Origin of the sequence: Clostridium boliviensis (assembly GCF_033342255.1) — a bacterium.
Lineage (GTDB): Bacteria > Bacillota > Clostridia > Lachnospirales > Lachnospiraceae > Lacrimispora > Lacrimispora boliviensis.
In genome coordinates, this window is record NZ_JAWONS010000030.1 from 83060 (window position 1) to 102408 (window position 19349).

Here is a 19349-nt window from a genome sequence, read left to right on the forward strand (position 1 = left end):
TGTATTTTTGTCAAGTATATCATAATTTCCCGTTAAGAGGAAGCGAGTATTTCCATGATCCCCGGCATTGACAGATAATGGGAAAGAATATTTTTTAAACACCAAAGAACCGTCAGGCGTTTCGTTCCTTCTGTTAAATAAACCGGAAATTCTTTTACAGTCTCACCATTGAGCTTGTATGTAACAGCACCTGCCGCCTGCCCTTTTTTCACAGGTGCTTTCAGCTCTTTCGCAATACTGGTTTTAACTGTGACATTCTCATCATCAGCCAGCAAAAGCTTTATACTTTTTTTTCGGTCCTCTGCCATGGAACAGGAGATCATGACAGGCTGGTCAAGACCGCCTGATAAGGGAACTGCATCCGTGATCAGCACCTGGGGAAGCTGGACTTCCTGATAAACGTCCCTGTAATGGAACCGGTCCATGCCGTACTGAAACAGCTTTCTGGCATCAGACCATTTATAGGTTTTATGGGGAGGCCAGCCGCAGCCAAGAAGAGCGATGGTAAAGATCCTTCCGTCGCTTTTGACTGCTCCAACATAAGAGTAGCCTGCTCCTCCGGTAAACCCCGTTTTTCCGGAAAAAGCGCCGCTCATGGAGGTGAGAAGTGCATTGTGATTTGTGCAATGATAGGATCTCTTTCCATTTACATCTGTAAAAGAATAGTTCTGAGTGCCGGTAATTTCCAAAAATTCCCTGCTTTTTTGAGATGCTCCAATGCAGTAATTCATAATTCTGGCTAAATCAGACGCAGTGGTAGCATGTTCTTTGATTTCTCCGCCTATTTCTTCCTTTGCATCCAGTCCGTTAGGCGTAATAAAATATGTATTGGTGCACCCCAGCTCCTTCGCCTTTTGGTTCATGAGCTTTGCAAATCCTTCTCTGCTTCCTCCTACATGCTCTGCAATCATCATGGCAGCATCGTTGTGGGACTCAAGCATCAGACTGTAGAGCAAGTCTTTTAGATAGATTGTTTCTCCCTTATAGACCCCCAGATGAACCTTTGGCTGGTTTGCTGCATTCTGGGTAGCAGTTACCGGGTCGGACAGATTACCGTTTTCCAGTGCAATAATACATGTCATAATTTTTGTGGTGCTGGCCATCGGCCGTACCAGATCTTCATTTTTCCCGTATAAGACACGGTTGGAAGAGGCATCCATCAATACTGCTGACTGAGCATGAAGATTCAACTCATCGGTTATTTCAATTGGTGACTTTTGATCCGCTTTTTCTGAAGTCACTGATGTATGGTTTATAATGGTCTCTTTTTCTGCCAGCGTTCCCGCCACTGCTGCAAAAAAGATAAACGCTGCGGTTCCTGCTGCTGCCAGGAGTCTTCCTTTGGCATGCCTCATAAAAGAGCCTCCCCCTTGACTTTATTTTATCCTATTCCGCGGATTTTTTAATTATTCCCCTTTACTTTCCGAACGTATTTTCGGTATAATAAAAAGAAAAAAGGAGAATCGGATATGTCAAGGGAGCCACTCATTTTCCATATTGATGTGAACTCAGCATTTTTAAGCTGGGAATCTGCAGACCGCTTAAGGCAGGATCCAAATGCACTTGATTTACGGACCGTAGTCTCTGCAGTTGGAGGCGATGCCCAGTTAAGACACGGTATCGTACTGGCAAAGTCCACACCGGCAAAAGAATATGGAATAACAACCGGAGAACCCATCGCCCAGGCACTTCGCAAGTGTCCGGGACTCACTGTTGTACCCGCCCGCTTTGATATCTATCTGGAATATTCAAGAACGCTTATGGCTCTCCTTTCCGATTATACTCCGGATATTGAGCAGTTCAGCATCGATGAGGCCTTTCTCGATATGACGTCTACAATCCATTTATTCGGGTCTCCCCTGACTGTAGCCAATCAGATACGAGAGAGAGTCTGGCAGGAACTTCATTTTACAGTGAACATCGGAATAGCCCCTAATAAGCTGTTAGCCAAGATGGCCTCCGATTTTAAAAAACCGAATCTATGCCATACCCTGTTCACTCATGAGATTCAGACAAAGATGTGGCCTCTTCCTATCGGAGAGCTGTTTTTCGTAGGACATTCCGCCAGACAGAAGCTGGAGCGAATCGGCATTCATACCATCGGACAGCTGGCCGGCTGCGATGTGATGTATTTAAAGCGCCTTCTTGGGGAAAAGTATGCCGTTTTAATTCACGACTATGCCTGCGGTATCGATTCTTCCCCGGTGGCCTCACGAGAACCGGCAAATAAAGGTTACGGCAACAGCACCACTTTAGCAAAGGATGTTGACGACATGGAAACTGCCCGCTACATTCTTTTGTCCTTAAGCGAGACAGTGGGCGCCAGGCTGCGGAGAGATCACGTGATGTGCGACTGCGTCTGTGTTGAGATCAAGGATTGGGACTTCCATACCCAGACTCATCAGACTACACTGAACAATCCTACAGATTCCACAACTGTTATTTATGAGCAAGCATGCAGGCTTCTGGAAGAGTTCTGGGACAGGACACCGCTGCGTCTGATCGGAGTCCGCACAACCAAGATTTCGGATGAGAGTTATTTGCAGATGAGCTTATTTGAATCAGAACAATCAAAGAAGATGAAAGAGATGGAAAAAGCAGTGGATCATATTCGAAATAAATTCGGTACTGACAGCGTAAAAAGAGCTAGTTTTTTACAAAAGGACCGAATGGTGGATCATGCTGCAGGAAAGGAAAAGCATATGAAAAACTAGTGCTTTCCTTCCCTCCCGGCCTGATGACAGCTAAAGCTGACCGTTGATGGACTTAAAGCCCTCCCCATAAACTTCATTGGAATCGGTGATAATCAGGAACGCAGCCTTGTCCGTCTCATGGATCGCCCTTCTGATTGAGACCACCTGAGCATTATTGCATGCACACATCACCACATTCTTTTCGTCTTTGGAAAAAGAGCCCTGTCCCTTTAGAAAGGTACTGCCTCTGCCGGTTGCCTCTTCAATTTTTAAAGCAACATCTGCTTCATGGGAAGTGACAACAAACACCAGCTTACCTGCACCTAATCCGTACATGATTTTATCGATTACCATGGTTGTTACGATGGAAGATACCAGACCCAGAATAACAGCGTCAATATTTCGAAATACCAGTCCGCCGGTTAAAATTACGACTGAATCCACAATAAGAGAGATCTTTCCGATGGTGATATGGGGAAACAGCTTTCTGATTGCCATAACCAGGAAGTCTGTTCCTCCGGTAGAACAGTTTCTCAAATATACTATAGTTAATCCCAATCCGGAAAAAATACCCGTACAGGCGGATGCATATAAGGGATTTCCCTGATAAGCCGGCAGCATGGGGACAATATAATCCAGAACCAGTGCAAAGATCAGCATGCTTTTCATGGACCGCAGAAGGAAACTTCGTCCAAGCAGTTTATAACTGACCAGTACAATGGGAATGTTTAATACGATGCTGGTGATACCCATGGGAAGTCCGAACATATAGCGCAGAATCAGCGCAATACCCGATACTCCTACCGGCGCAAACTGTGCATTTACAGCAAAGTTATAGATTCCCACATTAAATAAAAATGCTCCCACCAGATCACACAACAGATCGATTCCAAGTTCCCTGGGGGGATATTTCTCACGGTCTCCCTTCATGTTTATACTGCCTCCGTTTCTTTCTTCCAATTACTTTATAAAAAATAATCGTTAATCTCAAATTCTTTTCTTCCTATCCTTATGCGCTTAATCAGGACACTGCTCTCTCCATCTTCCTCCGTGCAGATACCTGCTGCAAAGATCTGTGTCTTACCATAGGATTCCGTCAAATTCACTTCTTTATCCAGAATTCTCTTATCTGCCAGCGCTTCTGCTAAATCAAGCAAAACCTCTTCTACCTCTTCTTCGATGTGATTCTTCTCAAACTCTGCTTCCAATTCCTCATACAACTCTTCATTAAACATCTTATTAACCCCCTTTCCGCTTTCACAAATTAATTATACTCACAAGTTCCTTCTTGTCAATCATGTCCCTCCATGATAGAATCTGCTTATGAAAATGACCATGAATTACTTGATTACTGAGACATCAAACGATACAACCATAGAACGCTATCTCTTAGAGCAGGGATACTCCCAGAGTCTGATCCGGCACTTACGCAATACGGAGAATGCAATTACAGCCGGAGGCCTGGCAGTATATACCACCCACAGACTGATACCGGGGGAAGTACTTACCATCTCCTTTCCAGAAGAGAAGAACTCAGAAAATATTATACCAAATAATCTGCCCATTGATATTGTGTTTGAAGATGATCATCTTTTGGTTATCAGCAAAGCAGCCGGCGTTCCTATTCACCCGTCACAGGGGAATTACGACAATACTCTGGCCAATGGTCTGGCTTACTATTTTCAAAAGAAGCAGGTGCCATTTACCTATCGTGCAATCAACCGGCTTGATCGGGATACCACCGGTCTTTTAATTATCGCGAAAAACCCTTTAAGCGCATGTATTCTGTCTGAAATGGTGAAAAAGCATGAGATCCACAGACGGTATCTGGCCGTCGTTTCAGGAGAATTACCTATGGAAGGCACCATCGATTTCCCCATTGCCAGGGCACATGATTCTACAATAGAACGGTGTGTGGACACGGTTCATGGTGATCCGGCAAGAACCTTTTTTAAGCGCCTTTGTCCCTGATTTGCTCCATAGAGCACATCCGCGACAGCAGTCCTTTCATCTTTTCCATAAATGTTTCCGGTAACTGAATCATATTTATTCCTCATAATTTTCTGTTATTTTTTTAAGTTTGTGGCAAACTAATGGGAGAAACACCGGGAGGTGCCATATGACTGTTTTAACCATAACCGCTTATTTTATCATCCCTGTATATACCATACTGTTTGCCTGGGGAACCAACTGGTTCACGCTTAATTTTTCTATTCTCGGAAGTCTGGCAGACAGAAAAAACTTATTTCTTCTTTGGGGTATTGTTGTTGGTACGTATTTCTATTATGTACTAAAACGGATTATCCGCACACTTCCCAGAAATAAAAAGGAGAAGGTATGTACAACTTTAGCACTTATGCTTCTGGCTATGGCCGTCACAATTCCCTATCTGCCCGATACCCAGCCTTTTCATGCAGTACTTCACGTAGTGTTGTCGTTTGCAGCTTCTATCTCCCTGCTTCTAAGTCTGTATCTGGTGATCTGGAAGCTTTACTGTATGAATCAGACCGTCTATCGTCCTTATTTCATAAGTCTGCTGTTAATCACCGGGGTCTCTGCAGTCCTTTTCTTCCTGACCGGTATTGTCAGCACCGCTTTGGAGATCTTCTTTGTACTGTCAAGCACCTTCTTACTTCACAGGCTTTATGGGAAAGTATGCAGTCCGCGTATCCTGTGGAAATACCAAAGGTTATGACAATAAACGGAAATGTCCGTAAGACAAACAATCTCTTACGGGCATTTTTGTATCTTACGGATCCTCTGTTATCACGGTCTGAGAACAGAACGTGCACCCGCCATTTTTTCTGTTATCTCATACATGTTTGTTACTGATCCAACCTCCAGTTTCTCTGATAAACCATAAAAATTCAGACACGTTCCACAGGTTAAGATCTCAACCCCCTGCGCTTTTAGCATCTTTAAATCCTCCAGAGACTGGGACCCCTCAGTTGAAAGCCTGGCTCCTCCATTATAAAGCAGTATGGTTTCAGGCAGTTCCTCCAGCTGAGTTAAGGCATATACAAAACCTTTCATCAGGATGCGGCCAAGTTCTTCACTCCCGGCACCCATCTGATCAGAGGACAGCACAGCTACCAGACCTTTTTTGCGGCTGTCTGGAATGCATTCGTCCTGCGATACAGTATCATCTTCATGGAGTTCCCCGTTTTCCATATGAAACAGTATCTGATATTCATTTTCTGATAGCTTCCAGGATTCAGGCTTCACACCGGAATAATTCCCTAGTTTCACTACATTCTGAACTGCAATTTCATTATCAACAAGAATGGTCAGAGTCCCCTGAGTCATCCCCTTCATGGCTTCCTTAGTCCTTATTACCGGCTGGGGACACGTAAGACCTCTGGCATCAACTGTCTTGTCCATACTTCCATCTCCTATTCTTCTATACAGTAAAATCAAAAGCCGGGACCGGCTCCATATCCCGGACCTTTCCCGACTTTTCATTCTTCATTTTCTTATTACTCTTCTTCGTCTTCGCCAACCAGTTCATCGTATTCTGCTTCATCTAGCAACTGATCAAACGCGTCTGCTACGATCTCATATTCATCGTCATCTTCGATATTTTCAAGATTTGGCTGTCCGTCTTCTTTTTCGGAATAGCGATACAGATAAACTTCTCCTTCTTCTGCTTCAGCGCCTTCCATAGGGAGCAGAGCGATATAATCTCTCTCAGCTGCTGTGAAAATTGTAAGTACGACGCACTCCAGTTCCGATCCATCATCCAGGGTCAGTGTCACTGTCATCTCCTCCTGGGGTTCCATATCATCGCGCTCTAAATTAGGATCCTGTGCCATCCTGTTACCTCTCTTTTTCTGTCTTAATATTATGGTGTATGTTAACACCTTTCTCCACTCTATCAGACAATCTGACAAAAATCAAGGGATTTTGTAGTTAATATTCAATTCCCCTTCTGGCATTTATGCCCCGGTCATACGGATGCTTTATCTTTTTAATCTCTGATACATAATCCGCCTGTAAAAGCAGCCTTTCAGAAGGATTTCTCCCAGTGAGTACTACCTCCAGTTTCTCTGATCTGTCAGTTAGGAAGCAAAGCACCTGATCCTCATTTACCAGTCCATAATTGCACACAGCCATAATCTCATCCAGCACCAGCAGATCAAAGGACTCATCTGCCGCTTTCTTAAGCGTGGTATCAAGAAGTCCGGAATAATAAGTACCGGCAGCTATTTTTTGTTCCTCTGTCATGTTGGTAAAAAAGCCAAAGCTCTGTTCACAGGGAATAACTGTGATACCAGGCAGTGCGCCAAGTGCAATAACCTCACCAGAATGATCCGTCTTCAGAAAACGGGCGATCAGCACCTTTTTACCACAGCCGCTGGCGCGGACTGCCAGACCAACAGCAGCGGTGGTTTTCCCTTTTCCATCTCCGCAGTAAATGTGTACACAAGATTCCATAAAATCCGTATCCTCCTTAATTTTTCTCCAGATACTCTCTTATAAAGCGGGATACCTCCTGCTTCTTGCCATATCGTTCCCTTACATAATTAATATGAAGCCGTTCCTTTGCTCTTGTCATGGCCACATAAAACATGCGCCGCTCCTCTTCTAAATCAGCAGTAAGAACCGCTTTTTGATGAGGCGTCACCCCTTCATTGGCATCTGGAATATAAACTATTTTGTATTCCAGTCCCTTGGAGCTGTGCATCGTCATCAGCGCCACACCTTCTCCCTTTGTATGTCCTGACTTTGCGCGGTTATTCAGCTCTTCTCCATATTCCTTCATATGCAGAAGCCATTGTTCAAACGAAGCAAAACCTGCGGCACTTTCCTGAAGCTGGTCTGCCACCTCTAAAAGCTCCTCCGGCTTCATTCTCCGGTACTGGGCATATTCTTTCAGATAATCATCGTACCCCACCGCTTTCCTGATGTAATTAACGGCTGCAACAGGTGCCATATTTTTAATCATTCGCAAATCATATTCCAGTTGTTCCACCCGCTCCACCATAAAGCCCCGGTCCTGATAGAAAGATTTTACCGACTCCCAGTTTACAGGATTGCCCTCCAGGGAATCCCTGCTGATGTAGCGGTTAGGCCTGTTGATGATCTGGAGAACGTTGGCCCTCTGGCAGTCTCCCCAGGCAGTTTTCATGTAGGAAACCAGGTTCCCGGCAATCCAGTGATCATATAGATTTGGAACAGAGTCCCTGGTAGTAAACGGTACATTGTATTCCATAAATTTCTCAATTAACAATCTTGGTCCCAGATTCGTCCGGTATAACACAGCGATATCGCTCAGTCCATATCCTGCTTTTACATAGTCCAGAATCTCCCTGACAATTTCCATGGTTTCTTCCTGAGGATCTGTCCATATTCTGGTAACCACCGGCTTTCCCTGTCCTTGTTTGGTGATGATTTTTTTAGTAAAACGCATCTCATTGTGGGCAATCAGTTTTCCTGCGGTTTCCACGATATTACTGGTGCTCCTGTAATTGATATTCAAAAGTACCTTTTTCGTATTTTTATAATCCTTTTCAAATCCCAGCATAATTTCCGGCTTTGCTCCCCGAAACCGGTAGATGGACTGATCATCATCTCCCACAATAAATAGATTGTCTTCAGGAGCCGCAAGCATGCGGACAATTTCATACTGTACCCGGTTAATATCCTGGAACTCGTCAATCAGAATATATCGGTATTTCCTCTGCCATGCCGAAAGGATATCCTTTCTCTGGGTAAATAACTCATGGCACATAACAAGCATATCATCAAAATCAATTAAATTGGCTTTTCTCAGCCTGTTCTCATAGCCCTGATAAAGCTGTTTAAACGTCTCCTCAGAACAGTTTTTGGAATAATAATAATCCAGCGGAATCATATCCCCTTTCACGGAACTGATTTCCGTCAGAATGGAGGTCACAAACTCACTCTCATCCTCCACCTCCACCTCGCACCGGTCCATCTCTTCCTTAACAAACCGGACTTTCTGGTCTTCCCTTATGATATTCCTGGCATCATAGTGGTAGGCAAATTTAAGAATACGGAAAAATACGGAATGAAATGTTCCAAAACTGACAAACGGCGCAGGATCTCCCATCAAGGCATCAAACCGCTCTTTCATCTCCGTGGCTGCTGCCTTGGTAAATGTGATCACCAGAATGCTATTCGGGTCCACTTTGTACTCCTCAATCAGATGACAGACCCGATGTGTGATGGTAAAAGTTTTTCCGGATCCCGGCCCTGCCAGCACCAGCATCGGTCCATCACGGTGAAGAATTGCTTCATTCTGGGCACCTTCATAAGTCACTTGTTGTTTCATGTTATCCTCCGTCTGAAACGAAGAAACAGGAGTCCGGCCTCCGGCCTTCCCCCTGCTTCTTTCTTCTTATCTATAAAGTCCCTTTGCTCAAAAGTTCGATTCCTCTTCTGATTCGTTTTAAGGATTCTTCTTTTCCAAGGACCTCCATGATTTCAGTTGCACCTGCGGGAGTCATCTGCTTACCTGAAACTGCAGTGCGGATGGGCCACATCACAAAACCGGTTTTGCAGCCTTTCTCTGCAACATATGCAGAAAGTGCAGCATAAAGCGCATCGTTGCTGTAATCTTCCTGCTTCTCCAGAATAGGAAGTATCTCCGTCAGCAGTGTAAGAGATGTTTGGCTGTCCGTCTTCATCTTTTTGTTGGAATACATTACTAAATCATATTCCGGCAGCTCCTCAAAGAAATCAATGTGATTCTCTATATCAGGGAATACTTCAATTCTCGTCTTAACCATAGCAGCGATCTTTCTTAAATCCAGATCCTTTTTAATAACTGCTTTCAGATAAGGCTCTGCCATCTGATAGAAACGCTCAGAGTCCATGGATTTTACATACTCGCTGTTCATCCACTTTAATTTAGTCATATCGAACACAGCAGGTGACTTGCTGATATTTCTATAGTCAAATTCTGAAACCAGTTCTTCCAGGGAAAAAATCTCCTGGTTGCCAACCGGTGACCAGCCCAGTAAAGCCACATAATTAACTACTGCCTCAGAGACGAATCCCTGTTCGATCAGATCTTCATAAGAAGCATGTCCGCTTCTTTTGCTCAGTTTTTTGTGCTCCTCGTTGGTAATCAGCGGGCAATGCACATATACAGGGACTTCCCAGCCAAATGCGTCATACAGGCGGTTGTACTTGGGAGAAGAGGATAAGTATTCGTTTCCTCTTACCACATGGGTAATTCCCATCAGATGATCATCCACTACATTGGCAAAATTATAGGTTGGATATCCATCGGACTTAATCAGAACCATATCATCTAGCTCTGAATTATCAACGGTGATATCTCCGTAAATCTCATCGTGGAATGTGGTGGTTCCATCTACCGGGTTGTTCTGGCGGATGACATAAGGCATTCCAGCCTCCAGATTCGCCTGAACCTCCTCCTTTGAAAGATGAAGGCAATGCTTGTCGTAAAACATGATCTCCTGGCCGTCGACCGTTTTCTTTAAGCTGTCCAGACGCTCCTGGCTGCAGAAGCAGTAATATGCTTCCCCTTTTTCCACCAGCATCTTTGCGTATTCAAGATACATTCCAAGAGCATGGCGCTCACTCTGGACGTAAGGACCAACTCCACCATCCTTATCCGGTCCTTCATCATGAACAAGTCCGGTCTCTTCCAACGTTCTATAAATAATCTCCACAGCACCTTCGACAAACCGTTCCTGATCGGTGTCCTCGATACGAAGAAGGAAATCTCCTCCTTCATGCTTTGCAATCAGGTACGCATACATGGCAGTTCTTAAATTCCCTACATGCATACGACCTGTGGGGCTTGGGGCATATCTGGTTCTAATTCGATTCATTATAAACACACTCCTATATCTTCATTCTCGTGATGTTTCAGACAAACTTCATTATATAACGAACAATTGGAAAAAACAATGACTTCCCTGTATTTTTATTCCATTCCAGGTGCACGAGCCTCCGCCTGGGAACCATCTGTCCCGTCTGACTGGGGTAAATCATCGCCTGGAAAAGCAGGGGCTGTGGACTCTCCCGGTCTTCCCATACCCGGTCCGATTTCCTGAGGTTTCCCCGAATTATCCTGTTTGGGCAGAGACAGCGCATGGCTGACGGCATTATCCAGTGCCTGCTTAAGGCTGTCATAATTTTCAGTTCCATTTAACTGCTCTAAAAAAGTCTTGGCAGAAGTAATTTTATCATCTGTAGAGCTGTCACGATGGTCCAATGCATTCAATTCTGTAATAAGCTCCTGCAGAGAGACCGCTGCCTGCTCTTTCGCCTGCCTGGCCGCTTCTGAAGCAGCCTGTACCATCTGTGCCTGTGATTCATGCAGCTTACGTGCTTCTTCCTCTTTCCATTTTATGGAATCTGCTCTCGCCGCCGCTTCTGCCACAGATGAGAACAAATCTTTATTCCCTGTTTCCTGATCTGTTTTTTCTCCTCTGGCGTCCACAGGATAAAGGGATACGGTTGGCGGCATATCCCAGTCCTGAGGCGGCAGATCTTTATTGATTTCTGACATAAAATCATGCCACATTTTTCCGGAATACGTCTTACCATAGACACCAGGCATCGCTCTTGGTGTATCATACCCCACCCAGACCGCAGTGGTATAATATTTGGTATAGCCGCAGAACCAGGTATCCTTACTGCTGTTTGTCGTTCCGGTTTTACCAGCTGCCGGAATCTTAAGACCCAGTCCGGAACCTGTTCCGTAAGGTTTATCCAGAGTTCCCTTTAATACATCGGTGACCATATAGGCGATGTCTTCTGTAAAGATTCTTTCATCTGCAGAGCTTCCCTTATAAATCTCCCCATCATACTGGCTTTTGATGCTTGTTATGCAGGTTTTATTGCTGTATCTTCCCTGATTAGCAAGAACGGAGTAGCCTTTCGCCATATCCACAACTCTAGCTCCCTCGGTAAAACCGCCTATACTCATACTGCTGTTTCCATTGTCCATATAGCTTAAGCCTGCAAAGTGCATTTTGCCTAAATAACTGATCCCTTTATCCACACCTATATCGGACAGTATCTGCCACGCCACGGTATTTAAGCTTCGGTTTAAAGCTTCCCTGACGGAAATCTCCCCGAAATACTTGCCGCTGCTGTTTTTCGGACCCCCCTCAAATAAGTGGTCATTGACCAGCCTGGATGGATAATAAAAACCGGTTTCAAAGGCTGGAGCATAATCGATCAGCGGCTTGATGGTAGAGCCCGGCTGCCGTCTGCTTAAAAATCCACGGTTATATTCATCATCCGTTCCTCTTCCCCCTACAATTGCCACCACATATCCTGTCCGGTTATCAACACAGACTGCCGCACCCTGCAAAGCAAATTTTCCATTGTCCTGCACTTCAGTAAATCCCTTTAGATGGGAGTCAATATTTTCCTGAAGCATGGACTGCAGCTTAGAGTCCAGACTGGTATGTATTTCAAATCCGCCCTTACGCACCATATCACTCTTTGCCTGATACAGTTCCTGATATTCTTCCTTATAGGAATCGTAGGACGACTTACTTTGGAATACATACTGAAATACAAAACCGTCATTTTTCATCATCTCCAGCACTGCAGAATGGATGGCATAGCTGGTCTGATAATTTTCCCTGGTACCGCCTTCATAAACCTTTGCAACAGTCAGAGGCTGCGCCTTTGCATTTTCCTGTTCTTCCTTTGTAATGAATTTACAAAATGCCATATTGTCGATAATCTGATCCCTCTTCCATTTGGAAGTCTCGGGGTGGGCCACCGGATCATACTTAGATGGATTGTTGCTGATTCCGGCAAGAGTCGCTGCCTCCCAGACCGTTAAATCCTTAGCAGCTTTATCAAAATAATAACGGCTCGCCTCAGATACACCGTAACACCGGTTGGCATAGAAATTGGTATTGCAGTAAAATTCCAGAATATCCTGTTTGGAATACTTGTCCTCAATCCGGGGAGCAGCAAAAAACTCCGTGATCTTTCTCTGAATGGTCCGTTCCTGGGTTAAATAGGTGTTTTTTATCACCTGCTGGGTAATGGTGCTGCCGCCCTGGGTAGCCACTCCTTTATTTTTAATAAAAACCACGCCAGCTCTTAAAAGCCCTTTGTAATCAATTCCATGATGTTTATAGAATCTTCTGTCTTCCTGAGCCACATAAGCATTCTGAAGATTTTCGCTGATTTCCTTAAAAGGCACATATTCGTAGTGACCGGAATTGATGGTTCCGATTAAATTTCCCTCTGAATCATAGACTTTTGTATCCGTTGGCTGTGAGAAATCGGCTTTGGTAGTCTGACTGATAATTGAATCAGCCTTTTCCCTGCATGCCATGATCTCATCCTGATATTTAAAAAATATGGCGCCTCCGGCCAGACACCCTATCGCCAATGCCAGCAGAAATACAAAGAGTATGATCTTTATGGGACGAAAAAATATAATCCAGGCACTTTTTCGTTTCTTTCTTTTCTTCCCCATAACAAACCTGCCTCCTTTTTCTTTTTTTGATATAACAAAAACGGGAAGTCTCTTAAATTAAGACTTCCCGTTTGTTATAAGCTGATGACGGGACTCGGACCCGTGACCTCCTCACTACCAATGAGGTGCGCTACCACCTGTGCCACATCAGCATTCTGGTTCGTCGCTCGAACCTCGTATATCATAGCATGGGAAAATCTATTTGTCAACGATTTTTATAAGTTTTTTATAATACACATAAAACTGCAAAAATTCTACAAATACTTAGTGAAAATGCTCCTGATTCAGGCTGAAACAGACCAGGAAAGAATGGAATTACCCATCCTTTCCTGAATTTTTTATAAAATTCCTTCAAAGCTCTTTCGTAACATATCGCAGGATTTTCCAAACTGCTTCATCTCTTCTTCTGTAAGAGAAAGGGATAAAACTCTCTGAATTCCGTTCTTATTTATAATGCAGGGAACGCCGGCATATACATCTGTCTGACCGTACTCACCTCTCAGCATGGTAGATACGGTAAATACGCTGTTCTCATCTCCAAGAATGGCTTTTGTGATTCTGGTCAGTGCCATTCCGATTCCGTAGTAAGTCGCCTGCTTCGCATCAATAATCCGGTAAGCAGCTCCCCTTACTTCCTCCTCAACCCGCTTTAATTCTTCTCTGCAGACGATGTCGTCTTCCCCACCATTTCCACAGAGAGACAGAATTGGTTTGGTGGCAACCATAGCCTGACTCCACGGTACAAATTCACTGTCTCCATGTTCTCCCATTACGTAGGCATGTACATTCCTCGGATCCACATGGATGGATTCTCCAAGCAGATACCGCAGTCTTGCGGTATCTAAGGCTGTACCGCTTCCAAGGACACGCTTTGGATTGAAACCGGAAAGCGAATAAGTGATTCTGGTCATAATATCAACCGGGTTGGTTGCCACCAGAAAGATTCCGTTAAATCCCGACTCTGTCACAGGCTGTACAATAGACTCAAAAACGGAAGCATTGCGTTTTAACAAGTCAAGTCTGGTTTCTCCCTGTTTCTGTGCCACACCTGCACAGATGACTACAATATCCGCATCCGAACAGTCTCTGTACTCTCCTGCATAAATCTTCATATGATATCCGGAAAAAGCCAGTCCATGATTTAAATCCATGGCTTCCCCTTCTGCCCTCTTGCGGTTAATATCAATTAAAACAAGCTCATCACAAACCCCCTGATTCAGCATGGAATAAGCATAACTCATTCCCACCATTCCTGTACCTACAAGCGCAACTTTTCTTTTATCTGTTCTCATATTTTATGCCACTCTCCTATTCTTATTATAGATAGTGTTACTGCATGAAATGGAAACTATGCGTTTGATATTCCCCGATCGATTTTTTTCGACATTAACTCACCATTACTGCTGTAAATGACTGCATTTTCTTTTGATATCTTCCCCTCCTTATAAAGATTTAAAAGACTGGAATCCATGGAACGCATTCCTTCTGCCTGACCTGTGGCAATAACCGAATCGATCTGATGAGTCTTGGATTCCCGAATCATATTGCGGATTGCATTGTTAAAAAACATAATTTCAAATGCCGGATAAACCCCTCCGTCGATCGTTGGAATCAGCTGCTGGGATATGACTGCCTGCATAACCATGGACAGCTGCATCCGGATCTGTTGCTGCTGATTTGGGGGAAAACTGTCAATAATTCGGTCAATGGTATTGGCTGCTCCTACCGTATGAAGTGTAGAAATTACCAGATGACCGGTCTCAGCCGCTGTCATGGCAATCCGGATTGTCTCATAATCCCTCATCTCACCCACCAGGATAACATCCGGCGCCTGGCGGAGAGCAGATCTCAGCCCGGTTACATAGCTGTCGGTATCTGTAGTCACTTCCCTCTGTGTTACCACACTCTGTTTATGACGGTGCAGGTATTCCAGGGGGTCTTCCAATGTGATAACATGGGCATTGCGCGTATTATTAATTTTATCAATGATGCAGGCAAGTGTAGTGGTCTTACCGCTTCCGGCAGGACCAGTCACCAGCACAAAACCTTTTGTCAGCCTGGCTGCCTCCATCACGGTCTCTGGAATATGAAGCTCCTTAAAATCGGGAAGATCGAAGTTTACCACGCGGATTACCGCTGCCAGAGAACCTCTTTGCCGGAACACACTGGAACGAAACCGGGAGATTCCGGGAATTGCAAAGGAAAAATCATCATCACCATGCTCCTTTACTTTCCCCATGCTTCTTTCTCCTGCCAGATGGTAAAGTTCTGTAATCAATTCCTCCATCTGGGCCGGAAACAGTTTTTCCTCACTTTGATAAACAATTCTGCTTCCAATCTTATACGAAAAGGGCATGCCTGGCACAAGAAATATATCAGATGCCTTCTGTGCCACAGCAGCACTTAATAAATCTACAACCTTCATGTTCCTGTCTCCTGCTCTGTCAATTTCCGCCCTTCCATACGGGCATGGATTGATCTATTTCATAATCTTCTGTCTGAATCACTTTCCACTGGGATACTGCAATCATTTCAGCCTTTTGGGGCATTGGTATCAGCTTTATGGAAAGGGCCTGGGACCGTTTCATTGGAATCCGGGTTGATATTGCCCCGGTTTTGGCGTCATAATAATCCCCCAGTTCCAGGGAAAGAGTATTATGATCCATCGCCTGTAAGACCATCTGGTAAAAAGCCTCCCCCTCCTGATCTGCTCTGTAATATTCCGTAACAGATTCTGCGCTTCTCTGAGCCAGATTCCACTCGCTCTTAGCTGTACTGAGAGAAAGCATCCCAAATGTAACCAGGCAGAGTATCATGAATATTAAGATCAGAGTGGGCGTTCCGATATTGGCTTTGTAGCCAATTTCCCGTTTTGCCATATGCTCCTCCTTTCCTCAATCCGTCTCATGGCGGCTGACGGTCAGGGAATACAGAGTGTTTCCAGCCTTTGACACACTCACTTCTGCTTCCAGCCGGTTTATAATTTTGATCTCCCCATCATAAACAGCGTGAATCGGGTCAGCGGTGTTTCCTTTTTTATCATACTGACGAGTATAAGTCTGAACAGAAACATCCTCTATCAAACTGTACGAATGGCTTTTTAACCCCGCTTCCCCTTCCGCCTTCCAGATCTCGGCTGTACTTTGGGCAATCAGCACACTCTGATTTAAATCAGCAGCTCTTTTGCTCAGCAGATCCGCCTTTACAAAAGCCTGAATACAGACGGCTGCACACAGAAGGAAGAAAAATACGGCGGCAATCATCTCCATCATCATTACATTGGATCTGTTTTTTCTATTCATCTTAAGCCCCTCCGCTTCGTAAAGAAAGAAAGAGCTCTCCACCTGAATCGTTTACTGATTTCAGATGCAGAAGATGATCAGAAATCTCCATGGTAATCTTCCCGCATTCCAGTATCTGATTTCCGTCAGAAACGGAGAGTCCGCTGTTTTGATCCGCAAACAGCTCATATAAGCTTCCGTCAAGGTAATAAATCTGTGTCACATATACCGTTCCCTCTATGGTCTGCTTTAATTCAAGAACCTGAACGCCTCCGCTTTCTGTCAGTGATACGGCACCTGCCTCATCTGCCTGCCGGACCTTATTAGCAATATAGCTGAACGCAATCTCTTTCTGATAGGCCAGCTCCGATCTGTGACTGATGTTTTCGTAGACTCTGCCGCCGATTAGTATAAGAAACAGGGCGCACATAACAAACACCAGAAACAAAAGGAGAGGAAAAACGACTGTTCCCAACCGGCTTTTTGATAATTCTTTTCCTGTCATGGTACACCTTCCTATGGGTTTTGTAACTGAACCGTGATATCCGGCATGAAATTGGAGGCAAATCCGCTGTAAAATACATCGTAACGGTCCCTGTCAATTTTAATTCCGTAATATTCTTCTAAGTATTCCACACTGGGAGGATATCTTCCTTCTATGGCATAGCACTGAACCGATGCCCTGCGAATGGCATCCCGTAAAGTCTCAGCTCCCCGTTCACCAGAACGTCTGGAAAAAGTCAATGCGGATGAGACAAAAAGTGCAACTACCAGAAAAAAAGCAATCAGGGACACCAGCTGACCTGCCAGATCTTTCCCCCACTGTCTTTGTTTTTTCATAGACACCTCCTAGCCGATGGCAGACAGTACGCCTATTAACGGCAGCATGACGGATAACAGAATCATCCCCACAGAAACGGCCAGAACCGCTATCACCGTAGGTTCAAAGCGGCTAATCATCTGTTCCGTGAAAAGATCGGCTTCTTCCTCGTAGCTTCTTGATATTTCCGACATCACATTGTCCAGACGCCCGCTTCTCACCCCTACCTTAATCATCTGAATATAAAAACCACTGAAAAGACCGGTATCTTTCATGGCTGTGTAATAATCACTTCCTGCCTCTAACTGACTGGCGCATTGGCGGATCTTCTCTTCCACTGCCGGATTTTCAACCAGCTCTCCAGCAAGCTCCATTCCTTTTTCCAGATCCAGACCGCTTTTTAACGTCAGGGAAAGAACTGCGGTAAAACGGCGGTTTGCTATAGATCTTGCAATTTTGTTTCTTCGTTTCAGCCAGTTTATAACGCCTTCCGCCAGTGATAGCCTTTTACCGTATCTTCCCATAATCCAGACAAAAAAAGCCGCAATTCCAAGCAGAAGAACGATTATCAGCGCAGCGGCGCAAAATATTCCTCCCAGTCTTGTTGCAGCAACGGATACCGGCGGCATCTGGGCCCCCAGCTGTTTATATACCTTCTCAAATACAGGCATTACCCTGGTAAAGAGTACAAAGAGAACAATTAAAAGCATACCGGTCATCATGGCCGGATAAGTAACCGCATTTTTTAAGTTCTTCCTCATAATATGCTCTTTTTCGTAATATCCGGCAAGGGACTCCATGATCTGGTCCAGAGTTCCGGTTTCTTCGCCAAGCTTTGTCATTCGGATCATATAAGCCGGATAAACACCGGTTTCCTTCAGTACTTTTGAAAACGGATTTCCCAGTTCTGCCTCCTCTGCCATGGATAAAAGCAGCTTCTTTTCTTCCTTCTGTCTGGCATCCTCCGCCATAACAGACAATCCCTCATCAAGAGGGACCGCTGCATGCAGAAGAATGGAAATCTGAAGACAGAATACTGAAAGTTCCTGGGCAGAGTACTGTTTTATCTCTGTTTTTGCCATCTGTCCTTTCTCCCTTTTCATTTAATTCTTTAGTACGTATATTTTGCTTTATAATTCGAACTGTTTGTAATGTAATCCTTAACAGAGGGATCATTCTTCCCCGAAGAAGCAAAGGTGGGATCCATCAGCTTCCACTGATAGCCATCGAAATAAATCATGTTATCCACCCAGCCCTGTCCGTCTATGTAAACACTCACCCATGCATGATAAAGGCTTCCTGTGTATCCGACGATTAGTTTCGTGGGAATATTCTGAGAACGAAGCATGGCTGTCATAACTGCTGCATAATCAAAGCAGATTCCCTTGTTCACTGCCAGAACATGATCCACATCCGGCAGATAACCGGTCTGAACCGTGTTGGCAAGCGCCGTATCGTATGTGAAATTTTGTACCACGTAGTTATATACATTGCTTACAACGCCAAGGGCATCTGCCGCCGGAGCCGCAACCTCTGCACCTTTTAAAACCACTGCACTGCCTGCACTGAAATTAACATACTGGTTTGGATAAAGAAACGGCTCAAACTCATTAGAAAGAGTTACGTTAAAGCTATTGTTTGATTTTACCGCATACTGGTTTCCGGTCACCTGTTCCAAAACCCGGACAGTATAGGTTCCATTTCCTTCCGTCAGCGGAAATACCTCATATGATGATCTGGCATTTAAATCATATGTATAAGTCTCTCCCCCGCTTTTTAAAACCTGCACCTTTATTTTGGCTGAACTGCCTGTATACTGTACCATCACATATCCATGACTGGTATTGGAGGCATCCACAAGAACCGAATTGCTGCTATATGTTACCGTCCCTGATGCCTGCGGAACCTTAACACTGCTTCCGGCAGGTTTTGAATAAAGCGGAACCGCCTCATCTTTAATAGTCACAACCGTTGTCCACTGTGTGGATTCTGCCGTCTCACCAGCAGATGCGATCCGGTTTGCCGGAGCACAGCCGTTTAAGGAAACTGCAAGGGCTGTACAGACAGCCGCAGCAGCCATACCTTTTTTTCTCATGCTTATCATC

General features: G+C 44.6%; 20 protein-coding genes and 1 tRNA gene. 3 read left to right on the forward strand and 18 right to left on the reverse strand.

The window, feature by feature from the left end; all coding sequences use genetic code 11:
• Positions 1-32: 32 nt before the first annotated feature.
• Positions 33-1355, reverse strand: a complete 1323-nt coding sequence (locus tag RZO55_RS01820; RefSeq protein ID WP_318062594.1) for a D-alanyl-D-alanine carboxypeptidase family protein — start codon at positions 1353-1355, stop codon at positions 33-35.
• Positions 1356-1469: 114 nt separating this feature from the next.
• Between RZO55_RS01820 and RZO55_RS01825 the strand changes: the two genes are divergently transcribed.
• The gene (locus tag RZO55_RS01825) at positions 1470-2714 is read left to right on the forward strand and encodes a DNA polymerase Y family protein (RefSeq protein ID WP_318062595.1); all 1245 of its coding nucleotides are present in this window, start codon (positions 1470-1472) and stop codon (positions 2712-2714) included.
• Between the two features lie 30 nt (positions 2715-2744).
• Here RZO55_RS01825 and RZO55_RS01830 read toward each other — a convergent pair whose 3' ends face one another.
• Both RZO55_RS01830 and RZO55_RS01835 read right to left on the reverse strand, forming a co-directional pair.
• Entirely contained in the window at positions 2745-3623 is an 879-nt protein-coding gene (locus RZO55_RS01830) for a YitT family protein (RefSeq protein ID WP_318062596.1), read from the reverse strand.
• A 35-nt stretch (positions 3624-3658) separates the two neighbouring features.
• Positions 3659-3928, reverse strand: coding sequence for a U-box domain-containing protein 56 (locus RZO55_RS01835; protein ID WP_318062597.1), 270 nt, complete (start codon positions 3926-3928; stop codon positions 3659-3661).
• 100 nt (positions 3929-4028) lie between these two features.
• Between RZO55_RS01835 and RZO55_RS01840 the strand changes: the two genes are divergently transcribed.
• Together RZO55_RS01840 and RZO55_RS01845 are read left to right on the forward strand one after the other, a co-directional pair.
• Entirely contained in the window at positions 4029-4664 is a 636-nt protein-coding gene (locus RZO55_RS01840; RefSeq protein WP_318062598.1) for an RluA family pseudouridine synthase, read from the forward strand.
• A gap of 148 nt (positions 4665-4812) precedes the next feature.
• Positions 4813-5388, forward strand: coding sequence for a hypothetical protein (locus tag RZO55_RS01845; protein ID WP_318062599.1), 576 nt, complete (start codon positions 4813-4815; stop codon positions 5386-5388).
• Between the two features lie 71 nt (positions 5389-5459).
• Here RZO55_RS01845 and yedF read toward each other — a convergent pair whose 3' ends face one another.
• The 15 genes from yedF to RZO55_RS01920 form a co-directional block, all read right to left on the reverse strand.
• Positions 5460-6074 carry a sulfurtransferase-like selenium metabolism protein YedF gene (gene yedF, locus RZO55_RS01850; RefSeq protein ID WP_318062600.1) on the reverse strand — a complete coding sequence of 205 codons (615 nt, stop codon included), beginning with the start codon at positions 6072-6074 and terminating at the stop codon, positions 5460-5462.
• Between the two features lie 95 nt (positions 6075-6169).
• Positions 6170-6505 (reverse strand): DUF1292 domain-containing protein, encoded by a 336-nt coding sequence (locus tag RZO55_RS01855; protein WP_097003664.1) that lies wholly within the window; start codon positions 6503-6505, stop codon positions 6170-6172.
• A gap of 97 nt (positions 6506-6602) precedes the next feature.
• On the reverse strand, positions 6603-7127 hold the full coding sequence (locus RZO55_RS01860; protein ID WP_318062601.1) for a cob(I)yrinic acid a,c-diamide adenosyltransferase: 525 nt from the start codon (positions 7125-7127) through the stop codon (positions 6603-6605).
• Positions 7128-7143: 16 nt separating this feature from the next.
• Positions 7144-8988, reverse strand: a complete 1845-nt coding sequence (locus RZO55_RS01865) for an ATP-dependent helicase (RefSeq protein ID WP_318062602.1) — start codon at positions 8986-8988, stop codon at positions 7144-7146.
• A gap of 70 nt (positions 8989-9058) precedes the next feature.
• A complete protein-coding gene (gene gltX / locus RZO55_RS01870; RefSeq protein ID WP_318062603.1) occupies positions 9059-10519 on the reverse strand; it encodes a glutamate--tRNA ligase in 1461 nt (486 codons plus the stop codon).
• A 95-nt stretch (positions 10520-10614) separates the two neighbouring features.
• Positions 10615-13143 (reverse strand): transglycosylase domain-containing protein, encoded by a 2529-nt coding sequence (locus RZO55_RS01875; RefSeq protein WP_318062604.1) that lies wholly within the window; start codon positions 13141-13143, stop codon positions 10615-10617.
• A 79-nt stretch (positions 13144-13222) separates the two neighbouring features.
• Positions 13223-13295 (reverse strand) — tRNA-Thr (locus RZO55_RS01880).
• Positions 13296-13481: 186 nt separating this feature from the next.
• On the reverse strand, positions 13482-14435 hold the full coding sequence (locus RZO55_RS01885) for an L-lactate dehydrogenase (RefSeq protein WP_318062605.1): 954 nt from the start codon (positions 14433-14435) through the stop codon (positions 13482-13484).
• Between the two features lie 56 nt (positions 14436-14491).
• Positions 14492-15568, reverse strand: coding sequence for a type IV pilus twitching motility protein PilT (locus RZO55_RS01890; RefSeq protein ID WP_318062606.1), 1077 nt, complete (start codon positions 15566-15568; stop codon positions 14492-14494).
• A gap of 19 nt (positions 15569-15587) precedes the next feature.
• Positions 15588-16022, reverse strand: a complete 435-nt coding sequence (locus RZO55_RS01895) for a short-chain dehydrogenase (protein WP_318062607.1) — start codon at positions 16020-16022, stop codon at positions 15588-15590.
• A gap of 15 nt (positions 16023-16037) precedes the next feature.
• A complete protein-coding gene (locus RZO55_RS01900; protein WP_318062608.1) occupies positions 16038-16445 on the reverse strand; it encodes a hypothetical protein in 408 nt (135 codons plus the stop codon).
• A 1-nt stretch (position 16446) separates the two neighbouring features.
• Positions 16447-16929 (reverse strand): DUF4860 domain-containing protein, encoded by a 483-nt coding sequence (locus tag RZO55_RS01905; protein ID WP_318062609.1) that lies wholly within the window; start codon positions 16927-16929, stop codon positions 16447-16449.
• Positions 16930-16940: 11 nt separating this feature from the next.
• On the reverse strand, positions 16941-17264 hold the full coding sequence (locus RZO55_RS01910) for a hypothetical protein (RefSeq protein WP_318062610.1): 324 nt from the start codon (positions 17262-17264) through the stop codon (positions 16941-16943).
• A gap of 9 nt (positions 17265-17273) precedes the next feature.
• Complete coding sequence (locus RZO55_RS01915) at positions 17274-18326, reverse strand: type II secretion system F family protein (RefSeq protein ID WP_318062611.1); 1053 nt, start codon at positions 18324-18326, stop codon at positions 17274-17276.
• Positions 18327-18355: 29 nt separating this feature from the next.
• The gene (locus tag RZO55_RS01920) at positions 18356-19339 is read right to left on the reverse strand and encodes a transglutaminase-like domain-containing protein (protein WP_318062612.1); all 984 of its coding nucleotides are present in this window, start codon (positions 19337-19339) and stop codon (positions 18356-18358) included.
• Positions 19340-19349 lie beyond the last annotated feature (10 nt).

Excerpts from the sequence above, each read along its gene's own strand:
- RZO55_RS01895 (WP_318062607.1), bottom strand. The coding sequence starts at position 16,022 with ATGGCAAAACGGGAAATTGGCTACAAAGCCAATATCGGAACGCCCACT.
- RZO55_RS01820 (WP_318062594.1), bottom strand. The coding sequence starts at position 1,355 with ATGAGGCATGCCAAAGGAAGACTCCTGGCAGCAGCAGGAACCGCAGCG.
- RZO55_RS01875 (WP_318062604.1), bottom strand. The coding sequence starts at position 13,143 with ATGGGGAAGAAAAGAAAGAAACGAAAAAGTGCCTGGATTATATTTTTT.
- RZO55_RS01835 (WP_318062597.1), bottom strand. The coding sequence starts at position 3,928 with ATGTTTAATGAAGAGTTGTATGAGGAATTGGAAGCAGAGTTTGAGAAG.
- RZO55_RS01905 (WP_318062609.1), bottom strand. The coding sequence starts at position 16,929 with ATGACAGGAAAAGAATTATCAAAAAGCCGGTTGGGAACAGTCGTTTTT.
- yedF (WP_318062600.1), bottom strand. The coding sequence starts at position 6,074 with ATGGACAAGACAGTTGATGCCAGAGGTCTTACGTGTCCCCAGCCGGTA.
- RZO55_RS01865 (WP_318062602.1), bottom strand. The coding sequence starts at position 8,988 with ATGAAACAACAAGTGACTTATGAAGGTGCCCAGAATGAAGCAATTCTT.
- RZO55_RS01855 (WP_097003664.1), bottom strand. The coding sequence starts at position 6,505 with ATGGCACAGGATCCTAATTTAGAGCGCGATGATATGGAACCCCAGGAG.
- RZO55_RS01845 (WP_318062599.1), top strand. The coding sequence starts at position 4,813 with ATGACTGTTTTAACCATAACCGCTTATTTTATCATCCCTGTATATACC.
- RZO55_RS01900 (WP_318062608.1), bottom strand. The coding sequence starts at position 16,445 with ATGAATAGAAAAAACAGATCCAATGTAATGATGATGGAGATGATTGCC.
- RZO55_RS01830 (WP_318062596.1), bottom strand. The coding sequence starts at position 3,623 with ATGAAGGGAGACCGTGAGAAATATCCCCCCAGGGAACTTGGAATCGAT.
- RZO55_RS01840 (WP_318062598.1), top strand. The coding sequence starts at position 4,029 with ATGAATTACTTGATTACTGAGACATCAAACGATACAACCATAGAACGC.
- RZO55_RS01885 (WP_318062605.1), bottom strand. The coding sequence starts at position 14,435 with ATGAGAACAGATAAAAGAAAAGTTGCGCTTGTAGGTACAGGAATGGTG.
- RZO55_RS01915 (WP_318062611.1), bottom strand. The coding sequence starts at position 18,326 with ATGGCAAAAACAGAGATAAAACAGTACTCTGCCCAGGAACTTTCAGTA.
- RZO55_RS01860 (WP_318062601.1), bottom strand. The coding sequence starts at position 7,127 with ATGGAATCTTGTGTACACATTTACTGCGGAGATGGAAAAGGGAAAACC.
- RZO55_RS01825 (WP_318062595.1), top strand. The coding sequence starts at position 1,470 with ATGTCAAGGGAGCCACTCATTTTCCATATTGATGTGAACTCAGCATTT.
- RZO55_RS01920 (WP_318062612.1), bottom strand. The coding sequence starts at position 19,339 with ATGAGAAAAAAAGGTATGGCTGCTGCGGCTGTCTGTACAGCCCTTGCA.
- gltX (WP_318062603.1), bottom strand. The coding sequence starts at position 10,519 with ATGAATCGAATTAGAACCAGATATGCCCCAAGCCCCACAGGTCGTATG.
- RZO55_RS01910 (WP_318062610.1), bottom strand. The coding sequence starts at position 17,264 with ATGAAAAAACAAAGACAGTGGGGGAAAGATCTGGCAGGTCAGCTGGTG.
- RZO55_RS01890 (WP_318062606.1), bottom strand. The coding sequence starts at position 15,568 with ATGAAGGTTGTAGATTTATTAAGTGCTGCTGTGGCACAGAAGGCATCT.